17 protein-coding genes and 1 riboswitch are annotated in these 21,974 nt (G+C 70.8%); of the genes, 10 read left to right on the top strand and 7 right to left on the bottom strand.

Annotated elements, in window-relative coordinates; translation table 11 throughout:
* Window positions 1-30 precede the first annotated feature (30 nt).
* The gene (locus OG841_RS13070) at window positions 31-1,293 is read right to left on the bottom strand and encodes a citrate synthase (protein WP_371565326.1); all 1,263 of its coding nucleotides are present in this window, start codon (window positions 1,291-1,293) and stop codon (window positions 31-33) included.
* 112 nt (window positions 1,294-1,405) lie between these two features.
* Between OG841_RS13070 and OG841_RS13065 the strand changes: the two genes are divergently transcribed.
* Complete coding sequence (locus OG841_RS13065) at window positions 1,406-2,569, top strand: citrate synthase/methylcitrate synthase (RefSeq protein WP_371565325.1); 1,164 nt, start codon at window positions 1,406-1,408, stop codon at window positions 2,567-2,569.
* Between the two features lie 290 nt (window positions 2,570-2,859).
* On the opposite strand, the gene OG841_RS13060 is transcribed toward OG841_RS13065, so the two are convergent.
* On the bottom strand, window positions 2,860-3,099 hold the full coding sequence (locus OG841_RS13060) for a hypothetical protein (RefSeq protein WP_328641319.1): 240 nt from the start codon (window positions 3,097-3,099) through the stop codon (window positions 2,860-2,862).
* Between the two features lie 246 nt (window positions 3,100-3,345).
* Window positions 3,346-3,903, bottom strand: a complete 558-nt coding sequence (locus tag OG841_RS13055) for a DUF6082 family protein (protein WP_365115685.1) — start codon at window positions 3,901-3,903, stop codon at window positions 3,346-3,348.
* A 322-nt stretch (window positions 3,904-4,225) separates the two neighbouring features.
* Here OG841_RS13055 and OG841_RS13050 point away from each other — a divergent pair, with 322 nt between their 5' ends.
* Window positions 4,226-5,302 (top strand): CobW family GTP-binding protein, encoded by a 1,077-nt coding sequence (locus OG841_RS13050; protein WP_371565324.1) that lies wholly within the window; start codon window positions 4,226-4,228, stop codon window positions 5,300-5,302.
* Here the strand turns inward: OG841_RS13050 and OG841_RS13045 are convergent.
* Window positions 5,299-7,758 (bottom strand): DNA gyrase/topoisomerase IV subunit A, encoded by a 2,460-nt coding sequence (locus OG841_RS13045; RefSeq protein ID WP_328641322.1) that lies wholly within the window; start codon window positions 7,756-7,758, stop codon window positions 5,299-5,301. The two genes, OG841_RS13050 and OG841_RS13045, sit on opposite strands and share 4 nt — an antisense overlap.
* Before the next feature lie 324 nt (window positions 7,759-8,082).
* Between OG841_RS13045 and OG841_RS13040 the strand changes: the two genes are divergently transcribed.
* The 4 genes from OG841_RS13040 (at window position 8,083) to OG841_RS13025 (ending at window position 12,877) form a co-directional block, all read left to right on the top strand.
* Window positions 8,083-9,483 carry a M16 family metallopeptidase gene (locus tag OG841_RS13040; protein ID WP_328643677.1) on the top strand — a complete coding sequence of 467 codons (1,401 nt, stop codon included), beginning with the start codon at window positions 8,083-8,085 and terminating at the stop codon, window positions 9,481-9,483.
* Window positions 9,480-10,868, top strand: coding sequence for a M16 family metallopeptidase (locus OG841_RS13035; protein WP_371565322.1), 1,389 nt, complete (start codon window positions 9,480-9,482; stop codon window positions 10,866-10,868). Before OG841_RS13040 ends, OG841_RS13035 begins: the two co-directional genes overlap by 4 nt.
* 191 nt (window positions 10,869-11,059) lie before the next feature.
* A riboswitch (cyclic di-AMP (ydaO/yuaA leader) is annotated at window positions 11,060-11,226 on the top strand.
* Window positions 11,227-11,239: 13 nt separating this feature from the next.
* Window positions 11,240-11,992 carry a M23 family metallopeptidase gene (locus OG841_RS13030; RefSeq protein ID WP_365115680.1) on the top strand — a complete coding sequence of 251 codons (753 nt, stop codon included), beginning with the start codon at window positions 11,240-11,242 and terminating at the stop codon, window positions 11,990-11,992.
* 189 nt (window positions 11,993-12,181) lie between these two features.
* Complete coding sequence (locus tag OG841_RS13025; RefSeq protein WP_371565321.1) at window positions 12,182-12,877, top strand: GntR family transcriptional regulator; 696 nt, start codon at window positions 12,182-12,184, stop codon at window positions 12,875-12,877.
* 127 nt (window positions 12,878-13,004) lie between these two features.
* Here the strand turns inward: OG841_RS13025 and OG841_RS13020 are convergent, their stop codons facing one another.
* Window positions 13,005-13,286 carry an HPr family phosphocarrier protein gene (locus OG841_RS13020; protein ID WP_007385204.1) on the bottom strand — a complete coding sequence of 94 codons (282 nt, stop codon included), beginning with the start codon at window positions 13,284-13,286 and terminating at the stop codon, window positions 13,005-13,007.
* A gap of 197 nt (window positions 13,287-13,483) precedes the next feature.
* Here OG841_RS13020 and OG841_RS13015 point away from each other — a divergent pair, with 197 nt between their 5' ends.
* Window positions 13,484-16,327 (top strand): bifunctional acetate--CoA ligase family protein/GNAT family N-acetyltransferase, encoded by a 2,844-nt coding sequence (locus tag OG841_RS13015; RefSeq protein WP_328641325.1) that lies wholly within the window; start codon window positions 13,484-13,486, stop codon window positions 16,325-16,327.
* Between the two features lie 62 nt (window positions 16,328-16,389).
* Here the strand turns inward: OG841_RS13015 and OG841_RS13010 are convergent, their stop codons facing one another.
* A complete protein-coding gene (locus OG841_RS13010) occupies window positions 16,390-17,634 on the bottom strand; it encodes an IS110 family transposase (RefSeq protein ID WP_365115674.1) in 1,245 nt (414 codons plus the stop codon).
* 560 nt (window positions 17,635-18,194) lie between these two features.
* Here OG841_RS13010 and OG841_RS13005 point away from each other — a divergent pair.
* The 3 genes from OG841_RS13005 to OG841_RS12995 are packed head-to-tail and all read left to right on the top strand — an operon-like array spanning window position 18,195 to window position 20,697.
* Window positions 18,195-18,791, top strand: coding sequence for a DUF5998 family protein (locus tag OG841_RS13005; protein ID WP_328641327.1), 597 nt, complete (start codon window positions 18,195-18,197; stop codon window positions 18,789-18,791).
* Complete coding sequence (locus OG841_RS13000; RefSeq protein WP_328641328.1) at window positions 18,791-19,987, top strand: alkaline phosphatase family protein; 1,197 nt, start codon at window positions 18,791-18,793, stop codon at window positions 19,985-19,987. Before OG841_RS13005 ends, OG841_RS13000 begins: the two co-directional genes overlap by 1 nt.
* A gap of 50 nt (window positions 19,988-20,037) precedes the next feature.
* On the top strand, window positions 20,038-20,697 hold the full coding sequence (locus OG841_RS12995) for a thymidine kinase (protein WP_057611284.1): 660 nt from the start codon (window positions 20,038-20,040) through the stop codon (window positions 20,695-20,697).
* Window positions 20,698-21,000: 303 nt separating this feature from the next.
* On the opposite strand, the gene OG841_RS12990 is transcribed toward OG841_RS12995, so the two are convergent.
* Complete coding sequence (locus OG841_RS12990) at window positions 21,001-21,792, bottom strand: VOC family protein (protein ID WP_328641329.1); 792 nt, start codon at window positions 21,790-21,792, stop codon at window positions 21,001-21,003.
* Window positions 21,793-21,974: the final 182 nt, after the last annotated feature.

Below are 21,974 nucleotides of genomic sequence, written 5' to 3'. Positions count from 1 at the left end.
TGGGTTTGAAGACTTCCGGCCGTGCCGCTGTCAGTGCTCCGGCAGGGGTTGGGGTGGCTTCGGGCCCACATAGGTGCCGCTCGGGCGCATGCGCAGGGGGCGCTCCCCGTACTCCTCCAGTGTGTGGGCGATCCAGCCCGCCGTGCGGGCGACCGCGAAGATCGTCTCGCCCGCCGTGGACGGCATCCCGGAGGAGGCCGTGAGGGCGGCGAGGGCCAGGTCCACGTTGGCGTGCAGAGGGGCGTGGCGGGCGGTGGTGGCCACGATGTCGCGGACCGCGAGGAGTGCGGGTTCTGCGTGCGGGATCTCCTCCAGGAGGGCGAACAGGGCTCGCGCGCGTGGGTCTTCGCCGGGGTAGAGCCGGTGACCGAGGCCAGGAATCCGGCGACCGGCCCGCAGTTCCTCCGCGATGACGGGGGCCGCGTCGCCCCGGTCGAGCACATCGAGCAGCAGCTTGTGGGCGAGCCCGCTGGCAGCGCCGTGCAAGGGGCCCTCCAGGACACCGAGTCCGGCGGAGACGGCCGCGTACGCGTGCGCGTGGGCCGATGCGGCGACGCGCACCGCGAGGGTCGAGGCGGCGAGGTCGTGGTCGACGAGCAGACCCAGTGCGGTGTCCAGGGCGCGCAGAGATGCCTCGTCGGGCTTGCGTCCGCTGAGGCGCGTCCACAGCCGGTGGGCCAGCGGACCGTCGTCGCGGCGGCGGTCCCGCAGCACGGGCGGCAGGGCGGCGACGAGGGTCGGGATGAGGGTCCGTGCGGTGCCGAGCACGGCTTCTTCGGACAGGTCGAAACGCAGGGGGTCCGAGACCGCGGCGGCGATCGCCGCCACCCGCAACCGGTCCGTGGGGCCTGTGTGTTCGGGCAGCGCGTCGACCGCGCGGCGGGCCACCTCGACGGCGGCGTCGGGCGCGGTGAAGGTGACTCCGGGGCGTAGACGGCCGGTCCACAGCCATTCCGCGATCTCTTCGTAGGAGTGCTGCGCGGCCAGTTCGGTGGCGTCGACGCCCCGGAAGTAGTAGCGGTCCCGGTCGATGAACGTGATGCGGGTGCGCACGGACAGTTCGCCGCCGGAGCCCGGACTCCCGCCGCTTTCCCGGCGGTTGCGCCGGGAGAGGGCCTCCACCTCCTTGGCGTCGAAGGTGCTGCCCCGGCCGCCGGGAACGCGTCGGCTGCTGAGCTGGCCTCGGCTCACGTAGGCGTAGACGGTCTCGGGCTTCACGCCCAGCAGCTCGGCCGCTTCCTTGGTGCTGAGCCGGCGTTCGGCAGGGCCGGGGAGGGGGTCTTGATCGCGCATAAGAGGTCACCGTATCCGTAACCGGGTGGGTTGATTCGCGTATATTGATTCAATCAATATTGACACATACTGAGTCAACCATGGACAGTCGAATCAAGTCCAGGGAGGAATCATGTCGGTCAACAGGTCAACCACGCTCGTCGACGTACCGCGAGGACTCGCCGGAGTCGTCGTCACCGACACCGAGGTCGGAGATGTCCGGGGACGCGAGGGCTTCTACCACTACCGCCAGTACTCGGCTGTCGAACTCGCGCAGACCCGCGGCTTCGAGGACGTCTGGCATCTCCTGGTCCACGGGGAACTGCCGGACGCCGGACATGCCGTGGCCTTCCGTGCCGAGACCGCGGCACTGCGGGGGCTGCCCGACGAGGTGCGGGCGGCGCTGCCGGCGATCGCTGCGGCGAGTGGGCGGTCCGGGCCGCTGGCCGGCATGCGCACCGCGTTGTCGCTGCTCGGAGCGGCGAAAGGCTTCCGGCCGGTGTACGACATCGACCCGGACGAGCGGCGACGGGACACACTCGTAGCTGCTGCGGCCGTGCCGACGCTGCTCACAGCGTTGCACCGGCTGGGTAAGGGGCTGGAGCCGGTGGAGCCGCGTGAGGACCTCTCGTACGCGGCGAACTACCTCTACATGTTGACGGGTTCGGAGCCGGAGCCTCAAGGCGCGCGGGCGGTCGAGCAGTACTTGATCTCAACCATTGATCACGGCTTCAACGCATCAACCTTCGCGGCGCGGGTCATCGCGTCGACGGGAGCGGATGTGGCCGCGTGCCTCGTGGGGGCCGTAGGGGCGTTGTCCGGGCCGCTGCACGGGGGTGCGCCCAGTCGGGCGCTGGACACCCTGGACGCGATCGGCACACCCGACCGCATCGACTCCTGGATCCGTGAGCGTGTGCTCTCCGGTGAGCGGATCATGGGCTTCGGTCACGCGATCTACCGCACGGAGGATCCGCGTTCCCGGATGCTCCGGGAGGTCGCCCAGCGGTTCGGCGGTCCACGTGTGGACTTCGCCGTCGAGGTGGAACGCCATGTCGAGGCGATCCTGGCCGAGCTCAAGCCGGGGCGGGAGCTGCACACCAACGTCGAGTTCTACGCGGGCGTGGTCATGGAACTGTGCGGCCTGCCCCGCGAGATGTTCACACCGACGTTCGCGGCGGCGCGGGTGGTGGGGTGGAGCGCCAACATCCTGGAGCAGGCGGCGGACTCGAAGATCATCAGGCCGGTGGCGCGGTACGTGGGGCCGGGGGCGCCGGTGGCGGTGCCGCAAGTGGCCTGAGGAACGCGAAGGTCCGGCACCGGGAGTGGTGCCGGACCTGGCGGGCCACCGGTCAGCGTGCTGCCGGTTCTACCGATGCCGTCGCAGGATCCTGGACAGCGGCCCGGGACGGTGAGGCGAAGGTCGCCCTTCCGGAGTCGACCTCTGCGGCGGCGGCACCGCGTCGGTGCCGGAGTTTCCCTGACGGGGGTGGGACCTGATCACGACCACCAGACCTGTGGCAGCGGTGACAAGGGTGGCAACCGAAGCGACAAGCGTGGCTATCTGCTCGATTTGGGCCATGACATCGCCTAGGCGTCGGGAATGTCGGCCTTGGCTCGCACGAGTGTCTCGCGCGTGATGACCACGATGCGTTCGTAGTCGGCCCGTGCCGCGTCCGCGGGAAGCTGGGAGTCCAGAGAGCCGGTCGCGTCCGTGCCGATGACGGCGAAGCTCCCGTCGGCCAACTCGAAGATGTCCGGGCACGTCGCGCCGGAGGTGCTGCCTCGTTCGCGCGGCGATGCGCCGAGGCGGCGAATGATCTGACTCACTGTTGGTTTCCCTCTGGTCTCACGAATGACGAGCACGCGCACGGCGGTACGAGGCGAGGCGGCCCTGTGGGGTGCACGCGTCATCTGGCGACGTGGGCGACGGTGGCGTGGGGCTGCCGTACGCGATCACGTGTGAGTCAACCCCGGCGGCTGAGTCAACCTCAGCGGCGCCTGGGACAACGGGATACTTGACCTGTTCGTTATGGGCCGGAGGTGTGATTTCCACAGACGGGCGGCTCAAGAGTTTTACGGTGCGCCAGGCGGCTCGCCGACCACCCACCACTCCTCCGTGTCCGAATCCTCCAGCTGCTGGAGGAGATCGTCCACCAGCTTGCCCAGTTCCGCCTCGTCGGTGTCCGCAAGGCTCGCCCGCTGCTGCTGGGTGGCGTACCAGTACTCCCTGACGATCGGGTTCTGGAAGATGCCGCGGACGTGCTTGAAGAACTCCTCCTTGGACAGGTTGCCGATGCGGTAGTAGAAGAGCAGGTTCGTGTACAAGGCGTTGGCGAACAGGTACTGGCGGCGCTGCTTGGCGGACACCGGCGCCTCGTAGAGATCCAGGACCTCGGCCAACTCGGGATCGTCTATGGCCTTGCTGAGCAGTTCCCAGTGCTGGTGCTGTTGACTTGCCAGGTCGGCGTGCCGAGGGGACCGGGCAACCGCTTCCAGTTGGTCCAGACGCGCATGGAGCGACCGCATCGTGTGTTGCTGCGCGGCGAGGGAGGCGACGGCACCCGCCACAGCGCCGACGCCGACCGCGGCGGCCGTGCGCAGGCCTCGCGTCCAAAAGCTCTGTGTGACCATGTCAACCCCCGATTCAGGCGGCCGTCCGCCGGTCGTCGGGGTGCGGGTCGACTGATGGGGACCGGCGAGCGGTGGGCGGCGCTTGCCGTCTCCCAGGGTGCCGAGCGGCTCTGATCGGCGGGGGAGGCGGAGAGGAGGCGCACGGAGGGAAGTGAGGGTCGCACGAACCGGCGCCTTCCCCAACGTCTGCCCCGCAAGTGCTGCTAACAATCGTTCACTTCGCGGTGATTATTCCGGCTCGTATCCTGGTCCGGCATTCACATCTCGTACGTGCGCCGGGCCCGCGATCCGGTGCACGCGGCAGCGCGAAAGAGGTCGCACGTTGAGTCAGCCGAGCGGGAGCCACCGGCAGGTCCCGGTCGTCGTCCTTGCCGGATTCCTGGGTTCCGGCAAGACCACCCTCCTCAATCATCTCCTCCACCGCAGCGGCGGCAGCCGTATCGGAGCCATCGTCAACGACTTCGGTGCCATCGAGATCGACGCCATGGCCGTCGCCGGCGCGCTCGGCGACTCCACCGTCTCCCTCGGGAACGGCTGCCTGTGCTGCGCCGTCGATGTCAGCGAACTCGACCAGTACCTGTCCCGGCTCGCTCATCCCGACACCGGTATCGATGTGATCGTCGTGGAGGCCAGCGGACTCGCCGAGCCGCAGGAACTCGTCCGCATGGTGCTCGCCAGCGAACAACCCGGAATCGTCTACGGCGGCCTCGTCGAGGTCGTGGACGCCGCCGAGTTCGACGACACCCGCGCCCGGCATCCCGAGATCGACCGGCATCTCGCCCTCGCCGACCTCGTCGTCGTCAACAAGCTCGACCGGGCGGCCGATGCCGAACACGTCCTCGCTCTGGTGCATCGACTTGTCGACCGTGCGGCTGTCGTTCCCGCCACCTACGGTCGCATCGACCCCGAGTTCCTCTTCGACTGCCGGCCCGCCGAGGAGCGCATCGGACAGCTCTCCTTCGACGACCTGCACGACCACCACGACCACCACGACCACGGTGACGATCACGCCGGACATCTGCACTCCGGCTACGACAGCCTCTCCTTCGCCTGCGGCGAACCCCTCGACCCCCGCCGGCTCATGACGTTCCTCGACAGCAGGCCCGAGGGCCTCTACCGGATCAAGGGGTACGTCGACTTCGGCCCGCATGACGTCCGCAACCGTTACGCCGTCCATGCCGTGGGACGCTTCCTGCGCTTCTACCCGGAGGCCTGGGCGCCCGGTGACACCCGCCTCACCCAGCTCGTCCTCATCGGCTCCGCCATCGACACTCCCGCCCTGCGCAAGGAGCTGGAGGCGTGCAGGGCAGACGCGGACGCCCCGCACGCCGACGAGGCCGGCATGTGGGGCGTCCTTCGCTACGTACCGGATCCCGACGAGCAGGACCCCGGCTTCTAGACCGGTCCCGCCACCACCGACACCGTCTTCGCCAGCGACACGCCCGAGCCGTCACGGCGCGGGTCGATCTCCGGGAGGTCGGCCGGTGTGCCGTTCTTCTGCGCGGCGCGGGCCGGGACGGCGCCCGCCCAGGCCAGGGACAGGCAGTCCTCGCCCTTCAGGAACCGCTGGCAGCGCACACCGCCCGTGGCGCGGCCCTTGCGCGGGTACTGGTCGAACGGGGTCAGCTTGGCCGTCGTCTGGACCGAGTCGTCGAGCGTGCCGCGCGAGCCCGCGACCGTGAAGACGACCGCGTCCACGGCCGGATCCACCGCGGTGAAGGAGATGACCTTCGCGCCCTCGGTGAGCTTGATGCCCGCCATACCGCCCGCCGGGCGGCCCTGCGGGCGGACCTGCGCGGCCTGATAGCGCAGGAGCTGGGCGTCGTCGGTGATGAACACCAGGTCCTCCTCACCGGTGCGCAGTTCGATCGCGCCGACGATCCGGTCGCCCTCCTTGAGCGTGATGACCTCCAACTCACCCTTGTTGGACGGGTAGTCGGGGACCACGCGCTTGACGACGCCCTGTTCGGTGCCGAGCGCCAGACCGGGGGAGGACTCGTCGAGCGTGGTCAGGCAGACCAGCGTCTCGTCGTCCTCCAGGGAGAGGAACTCCGACAGCGGGGCCCCGCCCGCGAGGTTGGGGGCCGCGGCGGTGTCCGGGAGCTGCGGAAGGTCGATGACGTTCAGCCGCAGCAGGCGGCCGGACGACGTGACCGCGCCGATCTCGCCACGCGCGGTGGCCGGTACCGCGGAGACGATCACGTCGTGCTTACTGCGCCTGGCGTCGGCGTCCTCCGGGAACGGCTCGCCGTTCGACGTACGGGCCAGCAGGCCCGTCGAGGACAGCAGTACCCGGCACGGGTCGTCCGCCACCTGGAGCGGAACGGCGGTCACGGGGGCCGTCGCTCCGGCCTCCAGCAGGACCGTACGCCGCTCGGTGCCGTACTTCTTGGCGACCGCGGCCAGTTCGGCGGAGACCAGCTTGCGCAGCTCGGCGTCCGACTCCAGGATCCGGGTCAGCTCCGCGATCTCGGCGTTGAGCCGGTCCTTCTCCGACTCCAGCTCGATGCGGTCGAACCTGGTCAGGCGCCGCAGGGGCGTGTCCAGGATGTACTGCGTCTGGATCTCGCTCAGCGAGAAGCGCTCGATCAGGCGCTCCTTCGCCTGCGCTGAGTTGTCGCTGGAGCGGATGATGCGGATGACCTCGTCGATGTCGACCAGGGCGGTGAGCAGACCCTCGACCAGGTGCAGCCGGTCGCGGCGCTTGGTGCGCCGGAACTCGCTGCGGCGGCGCACCACTTCGAAGCGGTGGTCGAGATAGACCTCGAGGAGCTCCTTGAGGCCGAGCGTGAGGGGCTGACCGTCCACCAGCGCGACGTTGTTGACGCCGAAGGACTCCTCCATCGGCGTCAGCTTGTAGAGCTGCTCAAGGACCGCTTCCGGCACGAAGCCGTTCTTGATCTCGATGACCAGACGCAGGCCGTGCGCGCGGTCCGTGAGGTCCTTGACGTCGGCGATGCCCTGGAGCTTCTTCGAGCCGACCAGGTCCTTGATCTTGGCGATCACCTTCTCCGGGCCGACCGTGAAGGGCAGCTCGGTGACGACGAGGCCCTTGCGGCGGGCCGTCACCGTCTCCACCGACACCGTCGCGCGGATCTTGAACGTGCCGCGGCCCGTCTCGTAGGCGTCCCGGATGCCGGAGAGCCCGACGATCCGGCCGCCGGTGGGCAGGTCGGGGCCCGGAACGTGCCGCATCAGGGCGTCCAGGTCCGCGTTCGGGTAGCGGATCAGGTGGCGGGCCGCCGCGATGACCTCGGCGAGGTTGTGCGGCGCCATGTTGGTGGCCATGCCGACCGCGATGCCGGAGGAGCCGTTCACCAGCAGGTTCGGGAAGGCGGCGGGCAGCGCGCCCGGCTCCTGCTCCTGGCCGTCGTAGTTGGGCGCGAAGTCGACCGTGTCCTCGTCGATGGACTCCGTCATCAGGCTCGCGGCCTCGGCGGCGCGGCACTCGGTGTACCGCATGGCGGCCGGCGGGTCGTCATTGCCCAGCGAACCGAAGTTGCCGTGCCCGTCTACCAGCGGCACGCTCATCGAGAAGGGCTGGGCCATGCGCACGAGGGCGTCGTAGATCGACGCGTCGCCGTGCGGGTGCAACTTACCCATGACCTCGCCGACCACGCGGGCACACTTCACATAGCCGCGGTCAGGGCGCAGGCCCATCTCGTTCATCTGGTAGACGATGCGCCGGTGCACCGGCTTGAGGCCGTCGCGGGCGTCCGGGAGCGCGCGGGAGTAGATGACCGAGTACGCGTACTCGAGGTACGAGCCCTTCATCTCGTCCACGACGTCGATGTCGAGGATCCGCTCCTCGTACGAGTCGTCGGGCGGCGGGGTCTTCGTGCTGCGGCGGGCCATCGCTGCCGGCTCCTCTTTTCTGGTCGCTCGCCTACGGGTCGCTCACGGCCCTTTGGCTCACTCTTGCTGAAGCGTGAACGGGATCTGACGCGGACCATTGTGGACCGCGGCACTGACAGTCCGGGCCAGGACCCGACTGAGGCGCCCGGCCCGGCGCCGGCACAGCGCCTCCCTCACGATTGCCCGCAGGCTACGCGATCCGCTGTGGGCGTACGCGCTCCGGGAACTTCGCCGAGGGTCCGCACGCTTGCATACAGTGGCAGGACCGGCAGGACAACCGCGGTTTCCACGACCGCGACCGCGATCGAAGGGACGTACATGCCCATGGGTCACACGGCCACAGACCAGGCAGGCACCGGGGGCCTGACAGCGACCGAGCACCGCCTGGCCAATGGCCTGCGCGTGGTGCTCTCCGAGGACCACCTGACCCCGGTCGCGGCGGTGTGCCTCTGGTACGACGTCGGCTCACGCCACGAGGTCAAGGGACGTACCGGCCTGGCTCACCTTTTCGAGCACTTGATGTTCCAGGGCTCGAAGCAGGTACAGGGCAACGGACACTTCGAACTCGTCCAGGGCGCCGGCGGCTCGCTCAACGGCACCACCAGCTTCGAGCGGACCAACTACTTCGAGACCATGCCCACCCACCAGCTGGAGCTCGCCCTCTGGCTGGAGGCCGACCGCATGGGCTCCCTGCTCGCCGCCCTCGACGACGAGTCCATGGAGAACCAGCGGGACGTCGTCAAGAACGAGCGACGACAGCGCTACGACAACGTGCCGTACGGCACGGCCTTCGAGAAGCTCACCGCCCTCGCCTACCCGGAGGGCCACCCCTACCACCACACCCCGATCGGCTCGATGGCCGACCTGGACGCGGCCACGCTGGAGGACGCGAGGGCGTTCTTCCGCACGTACTACGCGCCGGGCAACGCGGTTCTGTCGGTCGTCGGCGACATCGACCCGGAGCAGACGCTCGCCTGGATCGAGAAGTACTTCGGCTCCATCGCCTCGCACGACGGCAAGCCCGCGCCCCGCGACGGTTCCCTGCCCGAGACGATCGGCGAGCAGCTGCGCGAGGTCGTCGAGGAAGAGGTCCCGGCACGCGCCCTGATGGCGGCCTACCGGCTTCCGCACGACGGCACCCGCGCGTGCGACGCGGCCGACCTCGCCCTCACCGTTCTGGGCGGCGGCGAGTCCTCCCGCCTCTACAACCGGCTCGTACGGCGCGACCGTACGGCCGTCGCGGCCGGCTTCGGCCTGCTGCGCCTGGCCGGTGCGCCCTCCCTGGGCTGGCTCGACGTGAAGACCTCCGGTGACGTCGAGGTTCCGGTCATCGAGGCGGCCATCGACGAGGAGCTCGCCCGGTTCGCCGAGGAGGGCCCGACAGCCGAGGAAATGGAGCGCGCCCAGGCCCAGTTGGAGCGCGAGTGGCTGGACCGGCTCGGCACCGTCGCGGGCCGCGCCGACGAACTGTGCCGCTTCGCCGTCCTGTTCGGCGACCCGCAGCTCGCCCTGACCGCGGTACAGCGCGTCCTCGAGGTGAGCGCCGAGGAGGTCCAGGCGGTCGCCAAGGCCAAGCTGCGCCCCGACAACCGCGCGGTGCTCGTCTACGAGCCCACCGCCCCGGCCGAGATCGCCCAGAGCGCCGAGGACGCCGAGGGCGCCGAAGACCCGGAGTCCGCGGCCGCCGTGGAAGCCACCGACGAGAACGAGGAGGCGGCCAAGTGACCGAGCTCGCCGCGATGGAATTCCACCCGCAGCCGCAGGCGGGCGAGCCCAAGGTCTGGGCCTTCCCCGCCCCCGAGCGCGGGACGCTCGACAACGGCCTCACCCTCCTGCGCTGCCACCGCCCCGGCCAGCAGGTCGTCGCCGTCGAGGTGCTCCTGGACGCACCCCTGGACGCCGAGCCGACCGGCCTGGACGGCGTCGCCACGATCATGGCGCGCGCCTTCTCCGAAGGCACCGACAAGCACTCCGCCGAGGAGTTCGCCGCCGAGCTGGAGCGCTGCGGCGCCACCCTCGACGCGCACGCCGACCACCCGGGCGTCCGCCTCAGCCTCGAAGTGCCGGCCTCCCGCCTCGCCAAGGCGCTCGGTCTGCTGGCCGACGCCCTCAGGGCGCCCGCGTTCGCGGACAGCGAGGTCGAGCGGCTCGTCCGCAACCGCCTGGACGAGATCCCGCACGAGCTGGCCAACCCGTCCCGCCGCGCCGCCAAGGAGCTCTCCAGGGAGCTGTTCCCGGCCGACTCGCGCATGTCGCGCCCGCGCCAGGGCACCGAGGAGACGGTCGAGAACATCGACTCCGCGGCCGTGCGCGGCTTCTACGAGAAGCACGTGCGCCCCGCCACCGCGACCGCCGTGGTGGTCGGCGACCTCACCGGCATCGACCTTGACGCCCTGCTCGGCGACACCCTCGGTTCCTGGACCGGCTCCACGGGCCGGCCGCGGCCGGTGCCGCCGGTGACCGCCGACGACACCGGCCGGGTCGTCATCGTGGACCGCCCCGGCGCCGTCCAGACGCAGCTGCTGATCGGCCGCATCGGCGCCGATCGCCACGCACGCGTGTGGCCCGCGCAGGTGCTCGGCACGTACTGCCTCGGCGGCACCCTCACCTCCCGCCTGGACCGCGTCCTGCGCGAGGAGAAGGGCTACACCTACGGTGTGCGCTCGTTCGGTCAGGTCCTCAGGTCCGCCCCGGACGGTTCGGGCGCCGCGATGCTCGCCATCAGCGGCTCCGTCGACACCCCGAACACCCTTCCCGCCCTGGACGACCTGTGGAAGGTGCTGCGCACGCTCGCCGAAGGCGGTCTCACCGACGCCGAGCGCGATGTCGCCGTACAGAACCTCGTCGGTGTGGCGCCGCTCAAGTACGAGACCGCGGCGGCCGTGGCGAGCACGCTGGCCGACCAGGTCGAGCAGCACCTGCCGGACGACTACCAGGCGACTCTGTACCAGCAGCTCGCCGCGACCGGCACCGTCGAGGCCACCGCGGCCGTCGTGAACGCCTTCCCGGTGGACCGGCTGGTGACGGTCCTGGTCGGCGACGCGGCCGCCATCAAGGAGCCCGTCGAGGCCCTCGGTATCGGCGAAGTCAAGGTCGTCACGGCCGAGTAGAGGAATCCGACCTCGGGGGCCCTGGTGACGCATGCGTCACCAGGGCCCTCAGATGTCCGAATTGGGCAGGAGGTTGCCTGTCTGCCCTGTGGGATGCGCTACAAACGCCGTGATCCGTTTGGGGATTGAATGTGGCCCCGCTTAGCGTCCTCTGGGCTGTCCGTCAGGCACTGCGCCGCGCCCGCGGCACCGGACAGTCATCGCCGAGTCCCCGCATGGCGCGAGCCAGGGGAGCCGGGGACCCACATCACGTGTCCCTGGGGTGAATCGGACGCCCGCGCGAGCCGCGAGGGAGTCCGTAGGAGACCTTCCTGCTCCGAACCCGTCAGCTAACCCGGTAGGCGAGAAGGAAGGAAAGGACCAGCCACCACATGGCGTTCACCTGCGCCACCGGGAAGCACCGTCGTCCCAGCCGCATGAAGCGCACCACCGCCCGCGCGGCGGGCGTCGCGGCCCTCGCCACCACCGGCGTCATCGGCACCATCGCCGCCCCCGCACTCGCCGCCGACAACTCTGTCGAGCAGACCGGCCTCATGCCCGTCGTCAGCGTCGGCGACTCCCTCGCCGACCAGCTCGACGCCCAGGCCGCCGCCCAGGCGCAGGCCGCCGCGCAGAAGAAGGCGGCGGCGGAGGCCAAGAGGAAGGCCGAGGCCCGGGCCAAGGAGGAGCGCGAGGCCAAGGAGCGAGCCGCCCGTGCGGCCGAGCGCAAGCGCCTCAACAGCTTCGTCGTCCCGATCTCCGGCTCCTACATCTCGACCGGCTACAAGACCGGCGGCTCCCTGTGGTCGTCCGGCAGCCACACCGGTGTCGACTTCCACGCCGCGAGCGGCACCTCCGTCCACGCGGTCGGCCGCGGCACGGTCGTTGAGGCCGGCTGGGGCGGGTCGTACGGCAACGAGATCGTGATCAGGATGGCCGACGGCACGTACACCCAGTACGGCCACCTGTCGTCCATCGGCGTCTCGGTCGGCCAGTCGGTCACCCCGGGCCAGCAGATCGGAGTGTCCGGCGCGACCGGCAACGTCACCGGCCCGCACCTGCACTTCGAGGCGCGCACGACCGCCGAGTACGGCTCGGACATCGACCCCGTCGCCTACCTGCGCTCGCACGGTGTGAACGTCTGACGACCCACCGCGCGATCTCCGCGAGGCCCCGGCTCCCCCGAGCCGGGGTTTCGTCGTTTCCGCGGCCCCGTTGTCCAAAAAATATCCCCGGATTCCGGTCCGCCGTCGGAAATTCCCGTTCATTGCAATAGAGTCACTGAACACACGTCAATCGGCGACGTTTCACGGGGATTAAGACGGAGGTCGGACATGCGTATTCCGGCGCACTCGGTATGCACGGCGATCCGGGACGACATCGTCGCCGGTGTCTACGAGCGCGGCAGCCGGCTCACCGAGGAACTGCTCGCCCGCCGCTACGGCGTCTCCCGTGTCCCGGTCCGGGAAGCCCTGCGCACGCTGGAGGCCGAGGGCTTCGTGGTGACGCGGCGGCACGCGGGCGCGTGCGTGGCCGAACCGACCGAGCAGGAGGGTTCCGACCTCCTGGAGATGCGGATGCTCCTCGAGCCGCTCGGCGCCTCCCGGGCCGCCCAGCGCCGCACCGAGGCCCATCTGAAGGTGCTGCGCGGCCTGGTCAGGCTGGGCCAGGAGCGGGCCAGGCGGGGCAACAGCGAGGATCTGCGCTCCCTGGGGGGCTGGTTCCACGAGACGCTCGCCCAGGCCTCCGGAAGTCCCGCGCTGACCTCGATGCTGACCCAGCTGCGGCACAAGATCGCCTGGATGTACGTCGTGGACGCGCCGGCCAACCCCGCGGAGTCCTGGGCCGAGCACGGCGCGATCGTGGACGCGGTGGCCCGCGGGGACGGGGAGCGCGCGCGGGCGATCACGGCGCTGCACACCGAGCGCTCGGGCGCGGTGCACCGGCTTCGGTTCGTCTCCGGGCAGGATCGCGCGGACCGTGTGAGGACCTCGCAACATCCTGTAAACGTGACAGGCCTGCGGCATTAACACGGGCGCCGTATACAAAGAGAGGGTAATTCGAGGGGGAGTATTTCTGCTGCCCGTAAAAGGGAAATGCGAAGGGCCCGCCCGGTAATTCGGACGAGCCCCTCGATGCTTTTTAAGGCACCTTCCCTCAGACGGTCTCGGGAAGCTCCTCGAGCCCCTCGGCGACCAGCTTCGCGAGGCGGTCGAGGGCCGCGTCCGCGCCCTCGGCGTCGGAGGCGAGGACGATCTCCTCGCCGCCCTGCGCACCCAGGCCGAGAACGGCCAGCATGGAGGCCGCGTTGACGGGGTTGCCGTCGGCCTTGGCGATCGTCACCGGGATACCTGCGGCCGTGGCGGCCCGGACGAAGATGGAAGCGGGGCGGGCGTGAAGGCCCTCGGCCCAGCCGACGTTGACGCGGCGCTCAGCCATGTGATGCTGCCCTTCGGTGTTCAGGGTTGTCTAGACCAGTTTCCCACACGTGAAGCTCCCCCGGACAGGACCTGAAGTCCCTCCGGGGGCAGTGGTCGGACCGCGGCCTCGGCCCGACTTCCGTCCTTGTGCGTTCTCGCGCGTTCTCCACAGACTGCCTCGCGCCGTTGTCGTACGCGAGCCGTACTCTGGGGCCCATGCAGAGCGCGTCGGACCGGCACGAGTACCCCGCCCACTGGGAGGCCGACGTGGTGCTGCGCGACGGCGGCACCGCGCGCATCAGGCCCATCACCGTCGACGACGCCGATCGCCTGGTCAGCTTCTACGAGCAGGTCTCGGACGAGTCGAAGTACTACCGCTTCTTCGCGCCCTACCCTCGCCTGTCCGCCAAGGACGTCCACCGCTTCACGCACCACGACTTTGTGGACCGGGTGGGGCTCGCCGCCACGGTCGGCGGCGAGTTCATCGCCACCGTACGCTACGACCGCATCGGCGCCGAGGGCATGCCCGCCTCCGCCCCCGCCGACGAGGCCGAGGTCGCCTTCCTGGTCCAGGACGCCCACCAGGGGCGCGGCGTGGCCTCCGCCCTCCTCGAACACATCGGGGCTGTCGCGCGCGAGCGCGGCATCCGGCGCTTCGCCGCCGAGGTGCTGCCCGCCAACGTCAAGATGATCAAGGTGTTCACCGACGCCGGGTACACCCAGAAGCGCAGCTTCGAGGACGGCGTCGTACGCCTGGAGTTCGACCTGGAGCCCACCGACCGCTCGCTCGCCGTGCAGTACGCGCGCGAGCAGCGAGCGGAGTCGCGGTCCGTGCAGCGGCTGCTCACCCCCGGCTCGGTCGCCGTCGTCGGTGTCGGCCGCGCCCCCGGGGGCGTGGGCCGCAGCGTGCTCGGCAACATCCGGGACTACGGGTTCAAAGGCCGCCTGCACGCCGTGAACAAGGCGTTCCCCGACGAACAGAAGGAGCTCGACGGCATCCCCGCGCACCGCTCGGTGCGCGACATCGACGGCCCCGTCGACCTCGCGGTCGTCGCCGTGCCGGCCGAGCACGTCCCCGAGGTCGTCGCCGAGTGCGGGGCACACGGCGTGCAGGGACTCGTCGTGCTCTCCGCCGGGTACGCCGAAAGCGGCCCCGACGGGCGCGAGCGCCAGCGCGAACTCGTGCGGCACGCACGCGCGTACGGCATGCGGATCATCGGTCCGAACGCGTTCGGGATCATCAACACCTCTCCGGAGGTCCGGCTGAACGCCTCGCTGGCCCCCGAGGCGCCCCGCCCCGGCCGGATCGGCCTGTTCGCCCAGTCCGGCGCCATCGGCATCGCCCTGCTCTCCCGGCTGCACCGACGCGGCGCCGGCGTCACCGGCGAGACCGGCGTCTCCACCTTCGTCTCCTCCGGCAACCGCGCGGACGTGTCCGGCAACGACGTCCTGCAGTACTGGTACGACGACCCGCACACCGACGTCGTCCTCATGTACCTGGAGTCCATCGGCAACCCCCGCAAGTTCACCCGCCTCGCCAGGCGTACGGCGGCCGCGAAGCCCCTGGTCGTGGTGCAGGGCGCGGGCACCGCCCCGCAGGGCCACGCCGTCCGCGCGACACGCTTGCCGCACACCACGGTCTCCGCGCTGCTGAGGCAGGCCGGCGTGATCCGGGTCGACACCATCACCGAACTGGTGGACACCGGCCTGCTGCTCGCCCGCCAGCCGCTGCCCACCGGCCCCAAGGTCGCGATCCTCGGCAACTCCGAGTCGCTCGGCCTGCTCACCTACGACGCGTGCGTGGCCGAAGGGCTCCGGCCGTCGACCCCGCTGGACCTCACCACGGCGGCCGCGCCGGAGGACTTCCACGTGGCCCTCGCGCGCGTGTTGGCGGACGACGCGTACGACGCGGTGATCGTGACGGCCATCCCGGCGGTCGGCGAGGGATCCGCCGGCGACGCCGCCCTCGCCGAGGCGCTCAGGTCCGCGGCGGAGCAGGTCCCCGGCAAGCCGGTCCTCGTCGTCCACGTCGAGCTCGGCGGCCTCGCGGAGGCTCTGTCCGCGGCGACCAGCACCGCGCCCCAGGCCGTCCCGGGCCCGCCGACGATCCGCGCCGACCACCCCTTCCGCGCCCTCGACCGGCTGCGCGCCACGCCGGCCCCCACCGAACCGCCCGCCGCCGAGACCCGCGAGCGCCTCATCCCCGCCTACCCCGCCGCCGAGCGCGCGGTGCGGGCCCTCGCCGACGCCGTGCAGTACGCCCAGTGGCGCCGGGAGGCCGCCGAACCCGGCAAGGTGCCCGAGTCCCTCGACGCGGCCATCGACGAGAAGGGCGCCGCCGCCCTGATCGACGGACTGCTCACGCGCGGGCAGGGCCTCACCCTCGGCAGCGAGGAGACCTGCGAGCTGCTCGGCATGTACGGCATCCAGGTCCACCGCGCCCTGCCCGCCACCACCGCCGACGCGGCCGTTCAGGCCGCCGCCACCCTCGGCTACCCGGTCGCCCTCAAGGCCACCGCCCCGCACCTGCGCCACCGCGCCGACCTCGGCGGCGTACGCCTCGATCTCGCGGACGAGGAGCAGCTGCGGCGGGCGTACGCCGAGCTGACCGAGCTGTTCGGCACCCCCGAGGAACTGCGCCCGGTGGTGCAGGGCATGGCCCCGCGCGGGGTGGACACGGTGATCCGGGCCGTCATCGACCCCGCCGCCGGCGCCGTGCTGTCCTTCGGACTCGCCGGGGCCGCCTCGCAGCTGCTCGACGACACCGCGCACCGGCTGATTCCGGTCACCGACCGGGAGGCGGCGACCCTAGTCCGCTCGATCCGGACCGCACCGCTCCTCTTCGGCTGGCGGGGTTCCACCCCGGTCGACACACCGGCACTGGAGGAACTCCTGCTGCGGGTGTCCCGGCTGGTCGACGACCATCCCGAGGTCGTCGCGGTCACCCTGGAGCCGGTCGTCGTCGCTCCGCGCGGTCTGAGCGTTCTCGGCGCCTCCGTGCGGCTCGCGCCGCCGCCCGCCCGCGACGACCTCGGCCCGCGGACACTTCCCGCGTACTGAGCGGCGGCGAGCGGTGCCTCGCAGTCAGTGCGCCACCGTAGACACCTCAGGCGCTCAACGTGTCAAGCAGCTGCGGCGAGAGCGGTTGGGAAGGCCGTGTCTTCATCGAACAGCTTGCGGTTCTGGAGGCAGTGGTAGAGCTGGCCGAGCATGCGGTTGAAGAGGTTGCGTTGGGCTGCGGCGTGCCAGTCTCCGTGGTCGTCGCGGCGGCGCCGGTAGTGAGTCTTGGCTCCGGGCGAGGCGGTGATGGAGGAGAAGGCCCAGAGGTAGCCGGCTGCGTTGAGCCGGTCGTTTTTGACCCACCGGCGGGTGATGCTCGACTTCTTGCCGGAGGCCCTGGTGATGGGCGAGGCGCCTGCGTAGGCCTTCAGGCCGCGGGCGTCTGCGAAGCGGGCTTTGTCGTCTCCGATCTCGGCGAGCACCCGGGCGCCGAGCTGGACGCCGAGGCCGGGGAAGCTGAGGATGATCTCAGCGTCCGGGTGCTGAGGGAAAGCCTCTTCGACCGCCTCGGTGAGGTCGTCGGCGGCGGTGCATGCGGCCTCCAACTGGACCAGGAGGGCGAGCATTTGCTTGCCCAGCGCGTCCTCGACCAGCGGCGGCTGGTGGGCGTAGGCGTCGCGGAAGACGTCGCGAAGCCGCTCGGCCTCGGCTGTGATGCCGCGCTTGCGGCCGGCCCGCTTGAGCGCGGCCTCCAGCTGCGTGCGGGTCAGCCGCGCGGCCCGGGTCGGAGTCGGGGCGGCCTTGAGGAGTTCCCGGGCCTCCGGCCGACATAGGCCGTTGCGCCAGGGCTCGAAGGCCGCCAGGGCGGCCGGGTAGTACTCCCGCAGCAGCGAACGGAGCTGGTTGGACAGTTGCTGGCGGTTCCACAAGGAGTCCTGCTGAGCACGGGCGAGAACGGTGACGGCTCGGCCAAGGTCGCTGTCGTTGGGCAACGGCCGATGGGCGTGCATGTCGGTGCGCAGGATGTTCGCGAGTACCAAGGCGTCGCCGGGGTCGGACTTCTTGCGCGAGACGGAGTGGCGGTCGCGGTAGCGGGCGGCGGCCATCGGGTTGATCGCGAACACCTGCCGCTTGCTGGCCCTCAGCACGGACACAAGCAGGCCCCGCGAGGTCTCGATCGCGACCGGGATCGGGTTCTCTTCGCTGTCGCCGTACTCGACCAGCAGGTCCAGCAGGATCTTGTAGCCCGCGGCGTCGTCGGTGATGTGCCGCTTGGCCAGTAACTGGCCGCTGTCGTCGACCAGGGCGACGTCGTGTGTCCGCTCGGCCCAGTCGATGCCGCAGTAGATCAAGATGTTCCTCCCCATAGTGCAGTTTGCGCAGGTCACGAGCTCATGCGGAACCACGCGGCGACCTAATCCCAGGACTCAGCGCGAGGGCCGGTCCGCCACCTCAGTAGCCGTTCGTGGCGCCAGCTCACCCCACGGGCCTCGGTCTAACCGGGAGCTCAGACGGCTCGGGCTTCTCAAGAGGTCACCGTGCAGCGGGCTCGCACCACCAACACCAACGAGTGATCAAAGCGAGGGTGTTGACGTCCGTGGTGTGCTGTGTGGCCACCGGGCCTCGCACGGGTAGATATCGAGGCCCAGCCGACCCCAGGCACCCGCGTGGCCAGCCAGATCGTGTTCTCGGGGGTGGTGGCCGCGAGGATGCCGAGTCGTGCTCGATCTACGAGGAGGCATTGAAGCCCGGCGGGGTGAAGGCATCGGCTCGACACCCGCGAGACCACCACCACGATCAGCAGAACCACCCGCCGGTCTACGGTGAGGCCACGTGGGCCCGGATGGACGAAGGCATGGCGGCCCTGCTGTTCGAACGGCCCGGGTTGCTCTTGACTGGCCCGGACCGGCCTTACACGGGGATTAGGATGGACGTCATGGCCAAGACCAGTACGACGACCCAGGGGCTGCGAGCGGCGATCGAGCGCAGCGGCTACTACCCGGCCCTCGTGGCCGAGGCGGTGGAGTCCGCGCTGGGCGGCGAGCCCATCCGGTCGTACCTGGTCCACCAGGAGACGACGTTCGACCAGAACGAGGTGCGGCGGCACGTGACCGTGCTCGTCCTCACCGGCAACCGCTTCATCGTCAGCCACACCGACGAGCAGGCCGCGGACAGCACGTCCCCGACGCCGTACGCCACCACCTCCACGGAGTCCGTGAAGCTCGGCCGGATCTCGTCGGTCGTGGTCAGCAGGGTCGTCGCCAACCCGGAGCAGTACCAGCCGGGCACCGTGCCCCGCGAAGTCGTGCTGACCATCGGCTGGGGCGCCGTCTCCCGCATCGACCTGGAGCCCGCCGCCTGCGGCGACCCCAACTGCGAGGCGGACCACGGCTACACCGGCAGCTCCACGGCGGACGACCTCAGCCTGCGCGTCAGCGAGGCGGGGGACGGCCCGGACACCGTGCGCCAGGCGCTCGCCTTCGCCCAGGCCATCTCCGAGGCGACCGCGGACGTAGCTCGCTGATGGCGCAGCCCGCCGCCTGGGACCACCCGGAACCCCTCGCCCTCGACACCGCGCCCGTCCCCGATTACGGCACCGGCTCCCTCTCCGACCTGCTGCCCACCCTCGCCGCCGGCATGGCCGTACCGGGCACGACCGCCGCGATCTCCGAGCTCACCCCCGCCGACCGGAACTGCGTGTTCCTGATCGACGGCCTCGGCTGGGAGCAGCTGAAGGCGCACCCGGACGAGGCGCCCTTCATGACCTCCCTGCTGGCCAGCTCGCGCGGCGGCACCGGCCGCCCCCTGACCACCGGCTATCCGGCGACCACCGCGACCTCCCTCGCCTCCGTCGGCACCGGTCGGCCGCCGAGCGCCCACGGACTGCCCGGCTACACCGTGCGCAACCCGGCCACCGGCGAGCTGATGAACCAGCTGCGCTGGCAGCCGTGGACCAAGCCGCAGGTCTGGCAGCCGTACCCCACCGTCTTCCAACTCGCCGACCAGGCCGGCGTGCACGCGGCCCAGGTCTCCTCGCCCACTTTCCAGAACACCCCGCTGACCAAGGTCGCGCTCAGCGGCGGGACGTTCCACGGGCGGCTGTCCGGCGACGACCGCATGGACCTCGCGGCCGAGCAACTCGCCGCCGGCGACCGCTCGTTGGTCTACACGTACTACTCCGAGGTCGACGGCGCGGGACACCGCTTCGGCGTCGACTCCGACACCTGGCGCGGCCAGCTGATGTACGTCGACCGCCTGGTCCAGCGTCTCGCGGAGCAACTGCCCCCGCACAGCGCGCTGTACGTCACCGCCGACCACGGCATGATCGACATCCCCTTCGACGAGCAGCACCGCATCGACTTCGACGAGGACTGGGAACTGCGCGCGGGGGTCGCCCTGTTGGGCGGCGAGGGCCGCGCCCGCCATGTCTACGCGGTGCCGGGCGCCGCGGGTGACGTCCTGACCTGCTGGCGCGAGGTCCTCGGCGAGCAGTTCTGGGTCGCCTCACGCGACGAGGCGATCGCCGCGGGCTGGTTCGGGCCGCCGGACCACTGCGACGAGCGGGTGTACGACCGGATCGGGGACGTGGTCGCCGCCGCCTGCGACGACGTGCTCCTCATCGCCTCCGAGCGGGAGCCGAAGGAGTCGTCGATGGTCGGGAACCACGGTTCGATGACCCCCGCCGAGCAGCTCGTCCCGCTGCTCGAAGTACGCTCCTGAAACCGACCTGGCCCCATCCACCGCGGAAACCGAAAGGTGCTCGACCTCCCATGCCCGAGCTGGTGTTCTTCTCCGGAACCATGGACTGCGGGAAGTCCACGCTGGCTCTCCAGATCGAGCACAACCGTTCGGCGCGTGGCCTGACGGGCATCATCTTCACCCGGGACGACCGGGCCGGCGAGGGCAAGCTGTCCTCGAGGCTCGGTCTGGTCACGGACGCGGTCGAGGTCGAGGACGGCCAGGACCTCTACGCCTACCTCGTCGACCACCTCTCCCAGGGCGGCCGCGCGGACTACGTGATCGCGGACGAGGCGCAGTTCCTCACGCCGGAGCAGATCGACCAACTGGCCCGCGTGGTCGACGACCTGGACCTCGACGTCTACGCCTTCGGCATCACGACCGACTTCCGCTCCAAGCTGTTCCCGGGCTCCCAGCGCCTGGTGGAGCTGGCCGACCGGGTCGAGGTCCTCCAGGTGGAGGCCCTGTGCTGGTGCGGCGCCCGGGCCACGCACAACGCCCGTACGGTCAACGGCGAAATGGTCGTCGAGGGTGCCCAGGTCGTCGTCGGGGACGTCAACCAGGCCGACGACATCGGCTACGAGGTCCTGTGCCGCCGGCACCACCGCCGCCGTATGACCGCGGGGACGGCCCGTGCGGCCGCGCTGTCCCCGGACGTGCTGCCGGTCCCGTCGGCCGGGGCGCGCTTCTGACCTGACGCCCTCAGGGCCGGTCTGCGCAACTCCCCACAGGACCCGGGTCCTCGGCGCCGTGCTTCCACAACCGCACGTAGGCCTCGCCCGCCGTCGAACTCCTCGTGCGGGACGACCCGTCCGCCCTCGAGCTCCACGATCCGCTCGGCGCTCTCCGCCGTCGGCAAGCGAAGAGCGACGCCTACGGACGAACAGTTATGAGCGCGACGGCTTCCTCCACGGCCGGGTCGAGGGACGCCGAGGACGCTGCCCTCGCCGTGACAGGTCCTGCGCCGCCCACCGCACGGCCCGCCCCCAGAAGCCTCAGCGCGGGTTCTCGATCAGCGAGAACCGCGCCCCCTCCGGATCCGCCACCGTGGCCACGCGGCCGTGCGGGCTGTCGTGCGGTGGGCGCAGGACGTGGCCGCCCAGGTCGGTGAGGAGGCGGGTGGCAGCGGTCGCGTCGGCCACCTCGAAGTAGGTCATCCAGTGCGGTCCACGGTCGCGGGGAAGGGTGTGGCCCACGCCGTGCAGGCCGGCGACCGGACGGCCGCCGGCGTGGAGGGTGACGTAGTCGAAGTCGGCGGAGACCACCGGCTCCTCCTCGTAGCCGAAGACCGTCTCGTAGAACTTGGCGACGCCCACCGTCTCGAAGGTGAGCAGCTCGTGCCAGGCGGGAGTGCCCGGTACGCCCGCGACGGACGTGCCGAGGTGCGCCGCCGCCTGCCACACCCCGAAGACGGCGCCGGCGGGATCGGAGCCGATCACCAGCCGCCCGGCGTCCCCGGCGTCCAGCGGTCCCACTCCCACCGTGCCGCCGCACAGCCGTACCGTTTCGGCGGTCAGGTCGATGTCGTCCGAGGCGAGGTAGGGCGTCCAGGCCACCGGAAGATGGCGGTCGGGCGGCAGTTGGCCGATCCCGGCGACCTCCTGGCCGTCCAGGAGGGCTCGGACATAGGGCCCGAGCTGCTGCGGGCCCGGCACGAACTCCCAGCCGAACAGCGATCCGTAGAAGGCCTGTGTCGCGGCCATCCCGTGCACCATCAGACTCACCCAGCAGGGCGTACCGGGCGTGTGCCGAGCGGGCGGGGCGGCCGACCCCCTTGCCTCGGTCATCGTCACTCTCTCCTCGGCCCCTCTGCGGTGGCCGTGTCGTGTCCGTGGTCCGGACCTCCGTGCCGATGCTCGCACCCCCCGCGGGGCCGCGCGCTCCGGGCACGCCGCCGCGAGGCCTCCAGTGCCAGGAGGGTGCCCGCCGCGCGGCTGCCTGACCGTTGCCAGGCGAGGGCCGACGGGTG

The sequence above is a fragment of the Streptomyces canus genome, from assembly GCF_041435015.1.
Classification (GTDB): Bacteria; Actinomycetota; Actinomycetes; order Streptomycetales; family Streptomycetaceae; genus Streptomyces; species Streptomyces canus_G.
The sequence above is the reverse complement of the archived record's forward strand: the minus strand, read 5'-3'. Positions and strand labels throughout refer to the sequence as shown.

Coding starts and splice junctions, on each gene's coding strand:
- OG841_RS13070 (WP_371565326.1), bottom strand. CDS start 1,293: ATGCGCGATCAAGACCCCCTCCCCGGCCCTGCCGAACGCCGGCTCAGC.
- OG841_RS13065 (WP_371565325.1), top strand. CDS start 1,406: ATGTCGGTCAACAGGTCAACCACGCTCGTCGACGTACCGCGAGGACTC.
- OG841_RS13055 (WP_365115685.1), bottom strand. CDS start 3,903: ATGGTCACACAGAGCTTTTGGACGCGAGGCCTGCGCACGGCCGCCGCG.
- OG841_RS13045 (WP_328641322.1), bottom strand. CDS start 7,758: ATGGCCCGCCGCAGCACGAAGACCCCGCCGCCCGACGACTCGTACGAG.
- OG841_RS13040 (WP_328643677.1), top strand. CDS start 8,083: ATGGGTCACACGGCCACAGACCAGGCAGGCACCGGGGGCCTGACAGCG.
- OG841_RS13030 (WP_365115680.1), top strand. CDS start 11,240: ATGGCGTTCACCTGCGCCACCGGGAAGCACCGTCGTCCCAGCCGCATG.
- OG841_RS13025 (WP_371565321.1), top strand. CDS start 12,182: ATGCGTATTCCGGCGCACTCGGTATGCACGGCGATCCGGGACGACATC.
- OG841_RS13020 (WP_007385204.1), bottom strand. CDS start 13,286: ATGGCTGAGCGCCGCGTCAACGTCGGCTGGGCCGAGGGCCTTCACGCC.
- OG841_RS13015 (WP_328641325.1), top strand. CDS start 13,484: ATGCAGAGCGCGTCGGACCGGCACGAGTACCCCGCCCACTGGGAGGCC.
- OG841_RS13010 (WP_365115674.1), bottom strand. CDS start 17,634: ATGGGGAGGAACATCTTGATCTACTGCGGCATCGACTGGGCCGAGCGG.
- OG841_RS13005 (WP_328641327.1), top strand. CDS start 18,195: ATGGACGTCATGGCCAAGACCAGTACGACGACCCAGGGGCTGCGAGCG.
- OG841_RS13000 (WP_328641328.1), top strand. CDS start 18,791: ATGGCGCAGCCCGCCGCCTGGGACCACCCGGAACCCCTCGCCCTCGAC.
- OG841_RS12995 (WP_057611284.1), top strand. CDS start 20,038: ATGCCCGAGCTGGTGTTCTTCTCCGGAACCATGGACTGCGGGAAGTCC.
- OG841_RS12990 (WP_328641329.1), bottom strand. CDS start 21,792: ATGACCGAGGCAAGGGGGTCGGCCGCCCCGCCCGCTCGGCACACGCCC.